The 14,337-nt window shown below is 61.1% G+C and carries 13 protein-coding genes; 3 read left to right on the plus strand and 10 right to left on the minus strand.

What is annotated here, in order from left to right:
* Positions 1 to 190: 190 nt before the first annotated feature.
* Positions 191 to 1,384, plus strand: coding sequence for a hypothetical protein (locus PY649_RS17375; RefSeq protein WP_285869829.1), 1,194 nt, complete (start codon positions 191 to 193; stop codon positions 1,382 to 1,384).
* Positions 1,385 to 1,402: 18 nt separating this feature from the next.
* On the opposite strand, the gene PY649_RS17380 is transcribed toward PY649_RS17375, so the two are convergent.
* Both PY649_RS17380 and PY649_RS17385 read right to left on the minus strand, forming a co-directional pair.
* The gene (locus PY649_RS17380) at positions 1,403 to 2,233 is read right to left on the minus strand and encodes a TrmH family RNA methyltransferase (RefSeq protein ID WP_285869830.1); all 831 of its coding nucleotides are present in this window, start codon (positions 2,231 to 2,233) and stop codon (positions 1,403 to 1,405) included.
* A 10-nt stretch (positions 2,234 to 2,243) separates the two neighbouring features.
* Positions 2,244 to 2,621, minus strand: a complete 378-nt coding sequence (locus PY649_RS17385) for a hypothetical protein (protein ID WP_285869831.1) — start codon at positions 2,619 to 2,621, stop codon at positions 2,244 to 2,246.
* 50 nt (positions 2,622 to 2,671) lie between these two features.
* On the opposite strand from PY649_RS17385, the gene PY649_RS17390 reads away from it, so the two are divergent.
* Positions 2,672 to 3,697 carry an RluA family pseudouridine synthase gene (locus PY649_RS17390; RefSeq protein ID WP_285869832.1) on the plus strand — a complete coding sequence of 342 codons (1,026 nt, stop codon included), beginning with the start codon at positions 2,672 to 2,674 and terminating at the stop codon, positions 3,695 to 3,697.
* Between the two features lie 76 nt (positions 3,698 to 3,773).
* Here PY649_RS17390 and PY649_RS17395 read toward each other — a convergent pair whose 3' ends face one another.
* The 4 genes from PY649_RS17395 to PY649_RS17410 form a co-directional block, all read right to left on the minus strand.
* Positions 3,774 to 4,235: a MarR family winged helix-turn-helix transcriptional regulator gene (locus PY649_RS17395; protein WP_285869833.1), complete on the minus strand. Its 462-nt coding sequence runs from the start codon at positions 4,233 to 4,235 to the stop codon at positions 3,774 to 3,776.
* Positions 4,236 to 4,346: 111 nt separating this feature from the next.
* The gene (locus tag PY649_RS17400; protein WP_285869834.1) at positions 4,347 to 5,063 is read right to left on the minus strand and encodes an SDR family oxidoreductase; all 717 of its coding nucleotides are present in this window, start codon (positions 5,061 to 5,063) and stop codon (positions 4,347 to 4,349) included.
* A gap of 70 nt (positions 5,064 to 5,133) precedes the next feature.
* Positions 5,134 to 5,508, minus strand: coding sequence for a hypothetical protein (locus PY649_RS17405; RefSeq protein ID WP_285869835.1), 375 nt, complete (start codon positions 5,506 to 5,508; stop codon positions 5,134 to 5,136).
* A 30-nt stretch (positions 5,509 to 5,538) separates the two neighbouring features.
* Positions 5,539 to 6,420, minus strand: a complete 882-nt coding sequence (locus tag PY649_RS17410; protein ID WP_285869836.1) for an NmrA family NAD(P)-binding protein — start codon at positions 6,418 to 6,420, stop codon at positions 5,539 to 5,541.
* A 490-nt stretch (positions 6,421 to 6,910) separates the two neighbouring features.
* Here PY649_RS17410 and rpoH point away from each other — a divergent pair, with 490 nt between their 5' ends.
* Complete coding sequence (rpoH, locus tag PY649_RS17415) at positions 6,911 to 7,819, plus strand: RNA polymerase sigma factor RpoH (RefSeq protein WP_285869837.1); 909 nt, start codon at positions 6,911 to 6,913, stop codon at positions 7,817 to 7,819.
* Positions 7,820 to 7,909: 90 nt separating this feature from the next.
* Here the strand turns inward: rpoH and PY649_RS17420 are convergent, their stop codons facing one another.
* The 4 genes from PY649_RS17420 to PY649_RS17435 form a co-directional block, all read right to left on the minus strand.
* Entirely contained in the window at positions 7,910 to 10,276 is a 2,367-nt protein-coding gene (locus PY649_RS17420; RefSeq protein ID WP_285869838.1) for a hypothetical protein, read from the minus strand.
* Positions 10,277 to 10,337: 61 nt separating this feature from the next.
* The gene (locus PY649_RS17425) at positions 10,338 to 11,633 is read right to left on the minus strand and encodes an adenylosuccinate synthase (RefSeq protein WP_285869839.1); all 1,296 of its coding nucleotides are present in this window, start codon (positions 11,631 to 11,633) and stop codon (positions 10,338 to 10,340) included.
* Positions 11,634 to 11,946: 313 nt separating this feature from the next.
* Positions 11,947 to 12,801, minus strand: a complete 855-nt coding sequence (locus tag PY649_RS17430; RefSeq protein WP_285869840.1) for a GNAT family N-acetyltransferase — start codon at positions 12,799 to 12,801, stop codon at positions 11,947 to 11,949.
* A 106-nt stretch (positions 12,802 to 12,907) separates the two neighbouring features.
* Positions 12,908 to 14,215, minus strand: coding sequence for an amidohydrolase family protein (locus PY649_RS17435; protein ID WP_285869841.1), 1,308 nt, complete (start codon positions 14,213 to 14,215; stop codon positions 12,908 to 12,910).
* Between the last annotated feature and the right edge of the window lie 122 nt (positions 14,216 to 14,337).

The following is a 14,337-nucleotide window of genomic DNA, read 5'->3' on the forward strand; positions in this document are numbered from 1 at the left end:
CCGGGACGATATCCCCGCTTAGATCGTTGCCTGGCCCGCGCAGATCGCGGGCCTTTTCTTGTGACAACGCTCCGGCCCGCCGATAAACCATATTCGATTTAAATGCTTGCCCGCGTGCCGGCCCCATGCTTAATCATTTGCTTAACCACTTTGTCGAGACCGAAAACAACTCCTAGATGCTGGCTGCGCCGTGATTGAATTCGCTCTGTTGTTTGGATTGGGCTTTCTGACCGCCGCCTTTCTGGTCTTCCTCATCGCGCCCGCGGTTCACCGCCGCATCGTCTGGTTCACAGAAAAACGGCTGAAAGCGACCATGCCGCTGAGCCCGCAGGAGGTGCGGGCGCAGAAGGACATGGCGCGTGCCCTCTTTGCCGCTGAAAACGCCAAAACCGAACAAGCGCTGACGCAGGAACGCGACAAGAGCGTCGCCTTGCAGATTCACAACGGCAGGCTTCAGCAGGAAGCCGGTCGCTACGCCTCTGAAAACAGTGAATTGCGGACGCGGATCGACGACATGGAGGTCGAAGCCGGTGAGCTGCGCTCGCGCCTGCGCCGCGAGGAAAGCTATATCAGCCAGCTGAAATCCGGCATCCATGCGGCTGAACAGGTCAGCGCCGAAAAGGATGCCGACATCGACACTTTGCGCAAGCGCATGACGAAGATGGCCTCCGACGCAGACAATATGAAGATCGATCTCGCGACCCGGGAGACTGAAATCGAAAGCCTGAAGCTCCGTATCAACACGTTGCGGGACGAGCGCGACACGCTGCGCCACGACCTGAACCTTGCAAGCCTGCGTGCAAAAGATGCAGAATTGCGGCTAGGCCAGGAAAGCGACAAGGCTCAGCGGCTTGAGGAGCGGCTGGACCGCGAGATCGCCGACAATGCCGACAAGGAAACTGCGATCGAACGCCACGTTCAGGATGTGGCGCGCCTGAAGGAGAAGCTGGAAACGAGCAGCGCCGAGGCGCAGGAAGCCCGCCGTGTGCTGCGGGCCGCCGGTCTTGTCCCGTCCGGCAAGCAGACCAAGGGCTCGGAGCCACCGGCCGGACCGAAGGTCGTAGAGATTGCCGACAATGGGGCCGACGCAGCCGTAACGGAGCGCAAAGTGGAAGACGATATCGCTCAGATGACGGAAGAGGCGCGCAACCGTGCCGCAGCTCTTTCCGACCGCCTGCTCAAATCCCGCTCTCCCTCGCATGACCAGGCCATGCGCGAGGAGATCGCCACCATCGCTGCCAACATGGTGGCGCTAACAGCATTGAGAGAAGGCGAGAAATCGCCAATCTTCGACTTCCTGCCCAAAGAAGCGAGCGCTGCCGAGCAAGGCGGACGCATCAGCCTTGCCGAACGCGCTGCCGCGCTACTGCCCAAACAGCAATAAGGGCTCGATACTGAAAATTCAGAGGCGTTTGACCAGGGACGCCAGCGCAAAGAGCGCGATGCCGCTCGCCGTTGCCACGTTCAAGCTGTCGAGGCCCGGCGCCTGCGGTATCCGCAGGCTGCCAAAGGTCGACAGGATCTTCTCCGGCAGCCCCTCCCCTTCGGTACCGACCACCAGCGCCATGCGGTCAGCCGGGGGAACGGCGCGAATATCAACCTCACCGCGAGGAGACAGGCTCCAGACCGAAAAACCGCGCCCCGCCAGCGCCGTGAGCAGATCGACATCGCTCAGTTGACGGCAATATGGGACAGTCAGCACCGAGCCCACCGACACGCGCAGCGCCTTGCGATACAGCGGATCACAGCAGGTTTCGTCCAGCAGTACCGCGTCGGCCCCGAAGGCGGCAGCGTTGCGGAACATCGAACCGATATTGTCGTGATTGGAAATGCCGCAGCCGGCAAGGATAAGCGCCCGCTCCGGCAACCGGTCGAGGAAGGCGTCGATATCGGTTTCCGCCCTGCGCCGGCCGAACGCCAGCACGCCGCGGTGCAGATGGAAGCCGACGATGCCGTCCAGCACAGAGGCTTCGGCAACATAAACAGGCACGTCGGGCGGGAAGGCCGCGATAATCTCCTCCAGCCCCGCGGCGCGGTTGCGCAACAACAGCACCTTTTCGGCGACGAAATCTCCACCTGCCGCATGTGCTTCCGCCAGAAGCCGCAGCACCACCGTACCCTCCGCAATGAAACGGTTCTCGCGGCCGGTCAGATCGCGCTCGCGGATATTGCGAAATTCGGCGATGCGCGGATCGTCGGGATGCGTGATCTCGATCAGCCGGTCGACCGTCATCGCAAAGCCGTCAGTTGGAAAGCGATATGGTCGCGACGATGCGGCCGATGCCGTAATCAAAGATAACAGCCTGACGCTGGCCGCTGGCGAGTGTGCCATAGAACAGCACCTGGCTTCCGGAGAGCGCCGTGGACTGCACGGTGAAACCCTTCGGCAGCGCGGCCGTCACCGCAACGGGCGCATCGGAGGGAACATTCGAGGCGGTAGAGCCCGCTGCCTTGGGCACGGGGCGCATCGTCTTGTAGACAACGGCGCCGAACACCGCCATAAGGCTCACCACCATGATGGCAGCCGAGACGATCTGCAGGCGGACCATTTTGCGTCGGACACTTTCCAGGGCCGGATCGAGGGGCTTTTCCTCTTGATCGTCTGGCTCGAGATTTGTCATCGATGCGTCCTTATTCCCTAGTGGGCGCCCTGCGCGCCGGAGAAATGCGTTTGAGCGACCCCTTTAAAGAAGCCGCGGGCATTAGAAAAGTCCTAACCGCCGACGAAACTGCCGAAGGCCGGCTCGACGCGTGGCTAACCGCACAGGTCGGCGAAGAATTTTCCCGCAGCCGCATCCAGGCCTTGATCAAGGACAACGCCGTCCTGCTCAACGGCGCCCCGGTGACCGACGCCAAGCGCAAGGTGCGCCCGGGTGAAACCTATGAGATCACGCTGCCGGAACCCGAAGACCCGACGCCGCAGGGCGAAGACATCCCGCTCGACGTGCTCTACGAGGACGACGACGTCATCGTCATCTCCAAGCCCGCCGGCCTCGTGGTTCACCCCGCCGCCGGCAACTGGACGGGGACGCTGGTCAACGCGCTGATCCATCATTGTGGCGACAGCCTCTCCGGCATCGGCGGCGTACGCCGGCCGGGCATCGTCCACCGGCTCGACAAGGACACCAGCGGCGTCATGGTCGTCGCCAAGAACGATATTGCCCATCGCCATCTGTCCCTGCAGTTCGCCGACCACGGCCGCACTACGTCGCTGGAACGCGCCTATCAGGCGATCGTCTGGGGGCGCCCCCGCCAACTGATCGGTACCATCGACGCGCCGCTCGGCCGCTCCACCAGCGACCGGACCCGACGAGCCGTGAAGCGTCCGGACAATCAGGACGCTGACGAGGCCATCACGCATTACGAAGTGATTGAACGTTTTCACGAGGCCCCGGACGCCACTGCCCTCGCCTCATTGGTCGACTGCCATCTCGAGACCGGCCGCACCCACCAGATTCGCGTCCACATGGCGCATATCGGCCATCCCCTGCTCGGCGACGCCGTCTACGGCGGCGGCTTCAAGACAAAAGCCAACCTCCTGCCGGATGCTGCCAAGCAAGTGGTCAACCGCTTCCCCCGCCAGGCGCTCCACGCCTATCTCCTGCAATTCGAACATCCCCGCACCGGCGAGGTGATGCATTTCGAAGCGCCGCTGCCGAACGATATGGAAGAACTGGCAGAAGCCTTGCGGGCTTGAGATGCGACCTCGAACCGCGTGACGGGGGCCACAGCAGATTGGTGATTGGCCCCTACCCAGCAATCAGTCCGAAGCTTTAGTCTTCGACTGAGACCTTCGCGGAATCGCCGACAGCAATTTCTCTCAGTCCCCGGCGCAGAGTTGCGACGTTTGCCGCCCCGTTCAACTGCTCGAATTCCTGCTGGGCCCTCTCCCAAAGAGGCTCCGCTCTCTTGTGCAGGAGACGACCCTCCTTGGTGAGTTCAACGATACGGACCCTACCGTCTACAGGGGACGGCTTGATGGTAACGAACCCATCTCGTTCCAGGAAGCCGACCATCTTTCCCATTGCCGTCCGCTCGATATCGAGCCGTTCGGCGAGAACGTTGACCGTGGCGCCGTCAGCCTCTTCGAGAGCCGCCAAAGTCAGAAATTGCGTGATGCGCAGCCCGACTGGCTCAAGATGATCATCATAGAACCGCGTGATCTGTCGGCTCGCCTTTCTCATGGCGGAGCAGTTGCACTGATCGATTCCAAGCGGTTGATTGGCCGACAACATTCTATTTTTCCTTTCGATACCCATTCTTTATCGAAGCTTCCTTATCGAAGCGCCGTGGGCGCGAAGCCGAAGAACCTCCGCGCTCCACAGCTACTTCCGCCATCGCCGGAATTAGAATACCCCTTCCGGCGGAGTGATGTAGCCGGGCACTTCGTCCGCAAGCGTGCTCTTCAGCAACACCGTGCCCTGATCGGCCATGATCTCGCTTTTGCCAGCGGCGAGCGCGTCATAGGTCTGGCGCACCACGTCCTCGGGGCTGGCCTTCGGTACGTCGATGCCGTTGGTCAGATCCGTATCCACGAATCCGACATGCAAGCCAAGGACCTCGATACCGCGATCGCGAAGATGAAAGCGAAGCTGGTTCGTATAGCTCCATGCTGCTGCCTTGGACGCGGCATAGGGTGTCAGATAGGGCCGCGGAAGCCAGACGATGTCGGACAGCACGTTGATGATGCCGGCATGTGGCTTGGCCGACAGGATCTGCTCGAATGCCTGCGAGACACGCACCACGCCATAATAGTTGGTATCAAAGAGACGCTGCGATTGCGCTTCGACATCGTCTGCCAAAGGTCCGTCGATCAGAGCGGCGATCCCCGCGTTGTTAATTAACAGTGTCGTATCCGCTGCCAATTCTGCGGCCGCGGCGATCGACGCCTTATCTGTAACATCGATCCTGACCGGGACGATGCCCGGCTGGTCGAAGCCGCTCGTGTTGCGCATGCCTGCGTAGACCTTCGACGCTCCGCGGCGAAGTGCCTCGCGTGCGAAGGCCAGGCCCAGACCGCGATTGGCACCGGTGATGAAGACGGTATTGTTGGCGACGTCCATAGCAATTTTCCTTTCTGTGGCCGCAGGTCGGGACAGCGATCTCTGTCGCTGGCCCGGCGGTCGGTTGGGTTCAGAGAAAAAGCTCTTCCGGCAGTTGCCCGGAGAGCGCTCCGCGCAAATGGGCTGCGAGCGACAGAACAGAGCCAAGCGGGCTCATCCGCACGCTGACCTTCGGTACCGAGCCGTCCGAGGCGTGATCGACGACCACGACGGCGGAAAGCTTCTCGCCGTTCGTCAAAACGGCCTCATATTCTAGGAAGAGCCGGGAGCCGACGGTCTGAAGGAATGTCGGCGTCTGCGAGGCATAGAAGGTTCCGACGGCGTTCACCGCGAGCCTGATCTGATCGCGTCCGATGACGGAACCTCGCAACACGGAGCTGGTCAGTTCCGCGTCGGCGGTCAGGTCGTCGAGAAAGGGATGACGTTCATCTTGAGTATGTGACATTCCAAAATCTCCGATTTGTCTGCGCGAAATTCATGCGAAGGCGGCGCGATTGTTGGAGACGAACTGCTGGACCGAGAGCGCCGGCGTTCCGGTAATCGCCTCGACCAAATCGTTGGTGCCGGAGAAGATGCCGTCACGATAGTTCTGGGCGACTTCAACGAGGTGCTGCACAAGGAACGGAGGGAACTTGTAGAGATTTTCCATTCTATCCTTGAACGCCTCTATCGAGGTCGGCGCATATTCGATCTTCGCGCCAAGCACGTCGCTCACGACGGCAGCGATTTCTGTGTAGTTCATCTCGACCGGACCATGGAGCGGATAGATCTTGCCTTCATGGCCCTTCGGATTCGCCAGGACATGGGCGATCACCCGGCCCTGATCATCGGAGGCGATGGGCGCATGCCGCCCGTTCTCGAAGGGGAACTCGATCTTCTTCTTGGCCCAGATCTCCCTCGCGAAATGCGGATATACGAGCCAGTCGGCAAAGAAAGTCGGGCGCAGATGCGTCGTCGGAACCCCGGACCAATCGAAGACCCGCTCGGAGATCCAATGGTCCTGCGCTGCATGGCTTGCTGACTCCCGGCGCGCCGAAATCTGCGACATGTTGACGATCGCGGTAACACCCGATTCCTTTGCAGCCTGTGCGAAATAGGTTGCAGCGCCGAGGATGCCTGGTGCGATCGGGTGAAGAAAATACGCCGACCGGATGCCTTCCATGGCCGCCCGAATATGATCGATGTTGGTGAAATCGCCGACAGCGGTGTCGACCCCGCGCTGCCTCAGCGCCGCCGCCCTCTCGTCGTCCGAGCGCACATAGGCACGCACGCTTTTACCCATCTTCAGGAGTTCGTCGATGGCGGCGCCTCCGGTCCTTCCCGTCGCACCGCTTACAAGTATCTCAGCTTCGCTCATAGTCACTTCTCCGTTTCCAAATGAGAGCATATGCTCTTATCGCTAACTAATTAGGAGCATATGCTCTTATAGTCAAGTCTTTTTCCTTAGCGCGCGTCGCCCTGATCGATCGAAAGAAAAGATCGCCACCGAACTCCGCAAATGCGCGGCTGGACGCCGGCCTCTTGGCCGCCTATAATCACATGAAACCGATCTCCGGCGCGTGCCACGTAATTGTCCAAAACGCGATGCGTTTTGGGACTGAGGTGGCCGAATCTCGCAGGACCGGAGTGTTCGGGAGAATAGTCTAAAGGGCGAGCATTACGGCGGGCATGGCTGTCGCGCCGATGTAACTCTTGCGTGACTACGTTCTTGAATCACTGTTTCGCCGTACTTATCTACATATTGGTTTAGTGCGGGGTCTTCGTGACCTGCACGCCTTGGTCTGCTTCGCAAAGGGCGCGCAATACGCCTCCAGAAGGGGCCAGATCTCGAATAGGAGGGTGCATTCATGACCCGGAATACCTTACCGTCCATTACCGCCGGTGAAGCCGGCCTTAATCGTTATCTCGACGAGATTCGCAAGTTTCCGATGCTGGAGCCGCAGGAAGAGTACATGCTCGCCAAGCGCTATGCGGAACATGCCGACCGTCAGGCTGCGCATAAGCTCGTCACCAGTCATTTACGCCTCGTGGCTAAGATCGCCATGGGCTATCGCGGTTACGGCCTGCCGATCGGCGAGGTCGTGTCTGAAGGCAATGTCGGCCTTATGCAGGCCGTCAAGAAGTTTGATCCGGAACGTGGCTTCCGCCTGGCAACCTATGCCATGTGGTGGATCAAGGCCTCGATCCAGGAATATATTCTGCGTTCGTGGTCGTTGGTGAAGATGGGCACGACCGCCAATCAGAAGCGTCTATTCTTCAACCTGCGTCGTCTGAAGGGTCGCATCCAGGCCATCGATGACGGCGATCTGAAGCCGGAGCATGTCTCCGAGATCGCCACCAAGCTGAACGTCTCCGAGGAAGAGGTCGTTTCGATGAACCGCCGCCTCTCGGGCGACGCTTCTCTGAACGCGCCGATCAAAGCCGCGGAAGGCGATTCTGGCCAATGGCAGGATTGGCTGGTGGACGATCACGACAGCCAGGAAGACGTGCTGATCGAACAGGACGAACTTGACACGCGCCGCCGCATGCTGGCCCGCGCCATGAGCGTCTTGAACGACCGTGAACGCCGCATCTTTGAGGCTCGCCGTCTTGCCGAAGAGCCGGTAACATTGGAAGACCTCTCGGCCGAATTCGACATCAGCCGCGAACGCGTGCGCCAGATCGAAGTCCGTGCCTTCGAAAAGGTGCAGGAAGCCGTGCAGAAGGATGCGCTGGAACGCGCCAAGGCACTACGCGTGGTGGAAGCCACCGCATAACGCGCCTGGCTCCAGGAATCGCTGAATGAATTCAAACGAAAAGGCGGACCGCAAGGCCCGCCTTTTTTGATTCCGATGAATTGAAACCGCTTATTGGCCGCTGGAAGCAACACCGCCCAGTGCCTGCCATTCGGCGATTGCCTTGTTAAAGTCGTCGGTACCGGTCGGCCCCTTCTCCATGGTCAGCAATGCGCGACGGCCATTGCGGTAGACCACTGGAATGTCCATCCAGTTGCGGCTTTTCAAGAGATCGAGATTGGTCTTGCGCGCATCCGGAAAATCGTTGAGCGCGACCATATAGACATCGTCCGTGACTTTGGCCGGAACGGCGATAAGCGGGTCGCCACGATCCTGCTCGGTTGCCTTGAGTGCGATGCGTTGAACGCTGTCGATTGCGCCGCCTTCGAAATTCGGCGGAACCTGGAAAGCCAGTTCGACCAAATGGCTTGCCGGCAATGATGCGTCAGTATTGCGCGACACGGTGATCGTCGCCGTCAAACCACGCTCAGGCACGCTGATGAGGCCCTGAACGGAGGGTTCCGGCCGACCATCCTCACCCTTGCCTTCCTCCAGCGACCAGGTGACTGTACCTTCGAAAGCCGTCGGTGACGTCTGGCCGAGACGCTCCTCGTACAGGAACACCTTTTGACCATCCGTAGCCGCTGCCGTCTGCTGTTGCGCGGCCGGTGGCTGCTGCTGGGCTGCAGGCGGTTGCTGGGCAGGGGCAGCGGATGCCTGCTGATCGCCCGAAGGCGGTGTAGTGGCCGGCGCGGTCGCGGCGGGTGGCTGCGCGGCAGGCGCATTGTTCGCAGGCGCAGCTGCCGCTGCGGGCGGAGCAACGGCGGCGGCTACATTCTGTTCAGCCACGGACTTGCCTTCCGCCACGCCCGGCTGCCCACCCGCTGCCGGACCTTCATCCTCTTCCGCGCCGTTCGCCAACAGGCGCTGCGTGAACTTGGTGCTGACCGTGTTGGCATCACTGTCGAGCGAGGCGACACTGGTATTGGCCGCTGCAGGCGGCTGCGCGGCGGCGCTTTGCGCCGGAGCAGTCGCGGCAGGCGTCGAAGCGGCAGGCGCATTCGCGGCTGGAGCGGCGGCACTATTGTTCTTGGCCGTCTCGGTGGCGGGAGCCGTGCTGGTCGCAGTCTTCGGTGCAGAACTGATAAGGTCGGCGACCATCTTGTTGAGCGCTTGGCGGTTCGCCCAAGCGGCATAGCCACCGCCAGCAACGATCGCGAGACCGAGAAGTGTCAGGATAATGCCGGTCACATTGAACCGGCGGCGCTTCGGCTCCATGCGGAAGCTTTTGCCCTGCAGCTTCGATGCCATGGACCGATCGAGATCCGGCGGAACGGAAGAGCCGCCACCGCGTCCGCCCTCGGCGAACTTGTCAAAACCAGCAAGCTCCTTGAGCTCCCGCCAGCCGTCGGCGCCAGCATCGTTCTTCGGCGTGGCTTTGGGCGAAGAATGCACATCGGCAAAGAGATCGACATCGTCAAAGGCATTGTCCGGCATCTGCCGGGCGGGGTGCTTCGGTTTGGCTGGTGCAGCTACCGGCTCCAGCTCCTCGAAAACATCGGCATCCCAGGCAAAGGCCTTGTCGGCTACCGGTGCCTTCGCCGTGGCGGCGGGCTCCACGGGATGGCCAAAGACCGCCGGTGCAAAGGCGGCGGCGGGCATGACGGGTTCAGCCACCGGCGCGGACACGACGCGCTTTGCAGGCGCATCGACCTCGGCCCAAATCTCTTCGACCTGGCCCATGACCTCATCGGCTGGTGCCTGATGAGCAGCGTGCGTCTGCGGAGCGGTATGCGCGGGCTCGGTCGCAACGACCGGCAGGCCCTCTACATGGTGCTCCGAGGCCTCCTCATGCGGCTGCTCCCGGGCTGGCTCCGCATAGGCCTCAGTGTAATGAACAGCCGCGGGCACCCGCTCCTGCGGCGGCTCGACCCACTCCTCTACCGGCTCATGGTCGTCTGCGGATTGATGATGAGCATGCGCGGGTTCCTCATAGACGGGCTCCTCGTAAGCAGGCTCCTGGTGGGCTGGCTCTTCATGGGCAGGCTCTTCGTGCACCGGCTGGTAAGCGGCCGGCTCTTCGTGCTCATGGGCCTCCGTATAGGCCGGCGCCGCGTCCTCGATATGGGGCTCTTCCACCGCGGCATGATACTCTTCATGAGGCTCATGTTGCGGCTCCTCCTGCACCACAGGCGCTTCCGCGACGGGCTCTTCAGCGACTGGCAACGCCTCCGCATGCTCGGCCTCCACCTCGACGATCGCGGCTTCCAGCTTGTCGAGCTGACGGCGCAGCATCTCCTCCGGCGGGCGCGGCTTCATGCTCTCGAGCTGCCGCTGGACGGCACCACGAGCTCGCTCGTAAACCTTGACCCGCATCTCGGGAGTATTATCGGCCAGGCCATCCACAGCCCGGCGAATGACTGCTACAAAATCCGCCATCAGTACTTTCTCATGATGCCCGGCATGTAGCCGGACCGGGATTCGTCATTGATCCGCGACATTAGCCCTCAAACGGATCGGTCACAAGTATGGTGTCTTCGCGCTCCGGGCTGGTCGAAAGCAGCGCGACTGGCGCGCCGATCAGCTCCTCAACCTGCCGGACATATTTGATCGCCTGCGCCGGCAGATCGGCCCATTTGCGGGCGCCGACAGTCGATTCCTTCCAGCCTTCGAGCGTGATGTAGATCGGCTCGACGCGGGCCTGCGCGGCCTGGCTCGCCGGCAGGTAATCGATCTGCTTGCCATCCAGCTTGTAGCCGACGCAGATCTTCAATTCGTCGAGACCGTCGAGGACGTCGAGCTTGGTCAGCGCAATGCCGGTAATGCCAGAGGTCTTCACCGTCTGGCGAACCAGCACGGCATCGAACCAGCCGCAACGGCGCGGACGACCGGTGTTGACGCCGACTTCGCGGCCGACCGTCGACAGGTGCTTGCCGATCTCATCATGCAGTTCGCAGGGGAACGGGCCTTCGCCGACGCGCGTCGTATAGGCCTTGGTGATGCCGAGCACATAGCCGAGCGCCGTCGGTCCGAGGCCCGAACCGGCCGCCGCCTGGCCTGCGACGGTATTCGACGACGTCACGAAGGGATAGGTGCCATGGTCGTTGTCAAGCAGCGCCCCCTGCGCACCTTCAAAGAGGATGCGAGCACCCGCCTTGCGCTGCTCGTCGAGCAGCCGCCAGACCTGGTCGATATAAGGAAGAATGTGTTCTGCGACGGAGGTCAGCTCGTTATGCAACGCATCGAAGGAAATTTCATCGAGGCCCATGCCGCGGCGCAGCGCATTGTGATGGGTCAGCAGCCGGTCGATCTTGGCCGGCAGCGTTTCCGGCTCGGCAAGATCGATGACGCGGATCGCGCGGCGGCCAACCTTGTCTTCATAGGCCGGGCCGATGCCGCGGCGCGTCGTGCCGATCTTCGTGCCGCTGTTGGAGGCGGCATCTTCGCGCAGAGCGTCGAGGTCGCGATGCAGCGACAAGATCAGCGGTGCGTTCTCGGCAACGCGCAGCACGTCGGGGGTCACTGCGATGCCCTGGGCGCGCAGCTTATCGACCTCGGTAACAAAATGATGGGGATCGACGACAACGCCATTGCCGATGACGCTCAGTTTGCCGCGAACGAGCCCCGACGGCAGCAGCGCGAGCTTGTAGCTGACACCGTCGACAACCAGCGTATGACCGGCATTGTGGCCGCCCTGAAAGCGCACAATCACATCGGCGCGTTCCGAAAGCCAGTCGACAATCTTGCCCTTGCCTTCGTCACCCCATTGCGAACCGATCACAACTACGTTCGTCATTTCTCCATACCCGCTTCCTGCGCACAAAGGCGCGCCTTGCTCAAACCCGCGCATCTATAAAGCTTTGTTTTTGGGAAAGCGACCCTGTTGTCTCAGCAGATTCGGCTTTTTAAGTGACGAATCAGCGCCTCCAACAGGATTTTTCCGCTCGGCGCGGCGAAAGAGGCAATGTTGCTATCGCAGCTTGCTCATTGTCGCTTCCTAAGGAAATGCGGCGATTCTAGGAAATGTCGGACCTAGAAGCAACAACATGGAAATTCATGGCAGCCGAGACGATGGAACGATCGCGTGTCCGGTCAGATCAACAGCCGATCTAGCCGAGTTCGAGCGTGGTGACGGCAAAGACGCGGCCGAGCGGTATTTCGGGTGCTTCACCACGATACATTCGTGCTGTTTCGAATACTGGCGCGAGCCCGAAAGTCTCGGCAAGCCCGATCGCGGCAGCGTTGTCCGCGGGCACGTCCAGATATACAGGCTGCCCCCTGGCCTCCGCCAGCAGCCTGGCCAGCAGGGCCGATGCCACATCGGCACTGTTGGCAAACAATGGACCAACCTTATAACCCTCGAAACAGCGCCGGATCGTGCCGTAGCCGCGAATCTTGCGGCCGCTGCCGACAAGGAAGGATTTTCGTTTTTCCGGCGCGTTGCACCAGGCGGTGAGGAAGGAATAACGCAGCCCCGGAAAAATACCGGCGTCATACCGCAGCAAGCCTTCGAGCTTGTCCTGCGTGATCGGACCGACATCTATCGCGGCTCCGCCCATATCAGGCATTTCCGGGATGCCGCCATAACGCACAGTGCGATAGGCCGTTTCAAAGCCGCCGCGGCGATAGAATTCCTGCTGCGCCACGACGCCGTCGAGACCGATGGTGCGATTGCCCGCGAACGCAATGGCCTTGTTCCATAGCGCTTTGCCATAACCCTGGCCGCGAAATTCGGGATGGACGATATAGAGGCCGAGAAAGGCAAAGCTTTCGCCATAGCGCACGACGGAAATGCAGCCGACAGGGACCTCACCGATCGCGCCGATAAAGAAGCCGGAAGGATCCGCCTCCCAAAACGCTAAGGCATCATCGACACCGGGATTCCATCCCTCTTGCCGCGCCCATTCAAGAGCGAGTTCCAATTCCCCGGCCCGCATTGTACGCACGGCGAAAGTTGACTTCATGCCCCAGCCCTGAATCGCCCGTTCCACACCTTCCCCCACAGGACGATGTGCCCGATTCATCATGGTGCAACGCCATAGCAATCACAAGCTATATGCTGTCATATGCCTAACGGGCTGGATTGTTGCTGACGTTGGGCGCGTAAGCGGCGGGATCGACCGATTGCGGCCTGCCTTCGAGCGACAGTTTTGCGATCCGTGGCGGCGTCTCGCTGATCACTTTACCGCGTCTGACCACAAAGAGCCTCGCGGGGCGCAGGCGGACGGCTTCGATCGGATCGCGAGCCTGCAGCACCACGAGATCGCCGTTGCAGCCAACCTCCAATCCATAACCGTCGAGACCCATCACCTTGGCCGGATTGACGGTGATCGCGTCGAAACAGAACCGCATCGCCTCGCGCGACGTCAACTGCCCGACATGCAATCCCATGTGCGCGACATCCAGCATGTCGGCGCCGCCCAGCGAATACCACGGGTCCATGCAGCAATCCTGGCCGAAGGCGACGTTGATGCCGAATTCGCGCATCTCCTTGACCCGGGTCAGCCCACGCCGCTTTGGATAGGTGTCATGTCGTCCCTGCAGCACGATGTTGATCAGCGGGTTGGGAATCGCATGCACCCCGGCTTCCGCAATCAGTGGCAGGAGTTTTGAGACGTAGTAATTGTCCATCGAATGCATCGAGGTCAGGTGCGAGCCGGCCACCCTGCCCTGAAGCCCGAGCCTCACCGTTTCGGCGGCGAGCGTCTCGATGTGGCGCGACAGCGGATCGTCGGTTTCGTCGCAGTGCATATCGACCATCAGGCTGCGCTTTTCGGCGATCTCGCAGAGTGCTCGCACCGCAAGCGCGCCGTCGTCCATTGTCCGCTCAAAATGCGGAATGCCGCCGACGATATCGACGCCGAGATCGAGGGCGCGTTCCAGGTTCTTTGCCGCCGTCGGCGAACGATAATAGCCGTCCTGCGGGAAGGCGACCAGCTGCAGATCGAGATAGGGCGCGACCCGCTTCTTCACCTCCAGCAATGCTTCGACGGCGAGCAGACGGTCGTCGCAAATATCGACATGGGTTCGCACCGCCAACAGTCCCTGCGACACGGCAAGATCGCAATAGCTCAGAGCCCGCTCCGCCACCGCTTCATGCGTGAGCAAGGGCTTCAACTCCCCCCAAAGGGCGATCCCCTCCAGCAGCGTACCAGACATATTCAGCCGCGGCAGGCCGAGCGAAAGCGTCGCGTCCATATGAAAATGGCAATCGACGAACGGCGGTGAAACCAGTTGTCCATCGGCATCGATCACGCGCCGCGCCTCGCCCTGTACACCCGCCTGAACTGCCACGATCCTGCCGCCGGCAATGGCGATATCATGCCCCCTGCGGCCATCGGGAAGACTGGCATTGCGGACGATGAGATCGAACGTCATGGGGATTGCCTTTGGATGAGTGAAGGTTTAGCCGAAATGTCTAGCACGCCGCACTGCGCAGGCAACCCACTCCATCGGTCGAAACAACACTGGTGCTCGCGGTAGTGTTTTCATGACACTTC

This window comes from Rhizobium mayense, assembly GCF_030272705.1.
GTDB classification, from domain to species: Bacteria; Pseudomonadota; Alphaproteobacteria; order Rhizobiales; family Rhizobiaceae; genus Rhizobium; species Rhizobium mayense.

Excerpts from the sequence above, each read along its gene's own strand:
- PY649_RS17430 (WP_285869840.1), bottom strand. The coding sequence starts at position 12,801 with ATGAAGTCAACTTTCGCCGTGCGTACAATGCGGGCCGGGGAATTGGAA.
- PY649_RS17410 (WP_285869836.1), bottom strand. The coding sequence starts at position 6,420 with ATGAGCGAAGCTGAGATACTTGTAAGCGGTGCGACGGGAAGGACCGGA.
- PY649_RS17400 (WP_285869834.1), bottom strand. The coding sequence starts at position 5,063 with ATGGACGTCGCCAACAATACCGTCTTCATCACCGGTGCCAATCGCGGT.
- rpoH (WP_285869837.1), top strand. The coding sequence starts at position 6,911 with ATGACCCGGAATACCTTACCGTCCATTACCGCCGGTGAAGCCGGCCTT.
- PY649_RS17380 (WP_285869830.1), bottom strand. The coding sequence starts at position 2,233 with ATGACGGTCGACCGGCTGATCGAGATCACGCATCCCGACGATCCGCGC.
- PY649_RS17385 (WP_285869831.1), bottom strand. The coding sequence starts at position 2,621 with ATGACAAATCTCGAGCCAGACGATCAAGAGGAAAAGCCCCTCGATCCG.
- PY649_RS17420 (WP_285869838.1), bottom strand. The coding sequence starts at position 10,276 with ATGGCGGATTTTGTAGCAGTCATTCGCCGGGCTGTGGATGGCCTGGCC.
- PY649_RS17405 (WP_285869835.1), bottom strand. The coding sequence starts at position 5,508 with ATGTCACATACTCAAGATGAACGTCATCCCTTTCTCGACGACCTGACC.
- PY649_RS17435 (WP_285869841.1), bottom strand. The coding sequence starts at position 14,215 with ATGACGTTCGATCTCATCGTCCGCAATGCCAGTCTTCCCGATGGCCGC.
- PY649_RS17395 (WP_285869833.1), bottom strand. The coding sequence starts at position 4,235 with ATGTTGTCGGCCAATCAACCGCTTGGAATCGATCAGTGCAACTGCTCC.
- PY649_RS17425 (WP_285869839.1), bottom strand. The coding sequence starts at position 11,633 with ATGACGAACGTAGTTGTGATCGGTTCGCAATGGGGTGACGAAGGCAAG.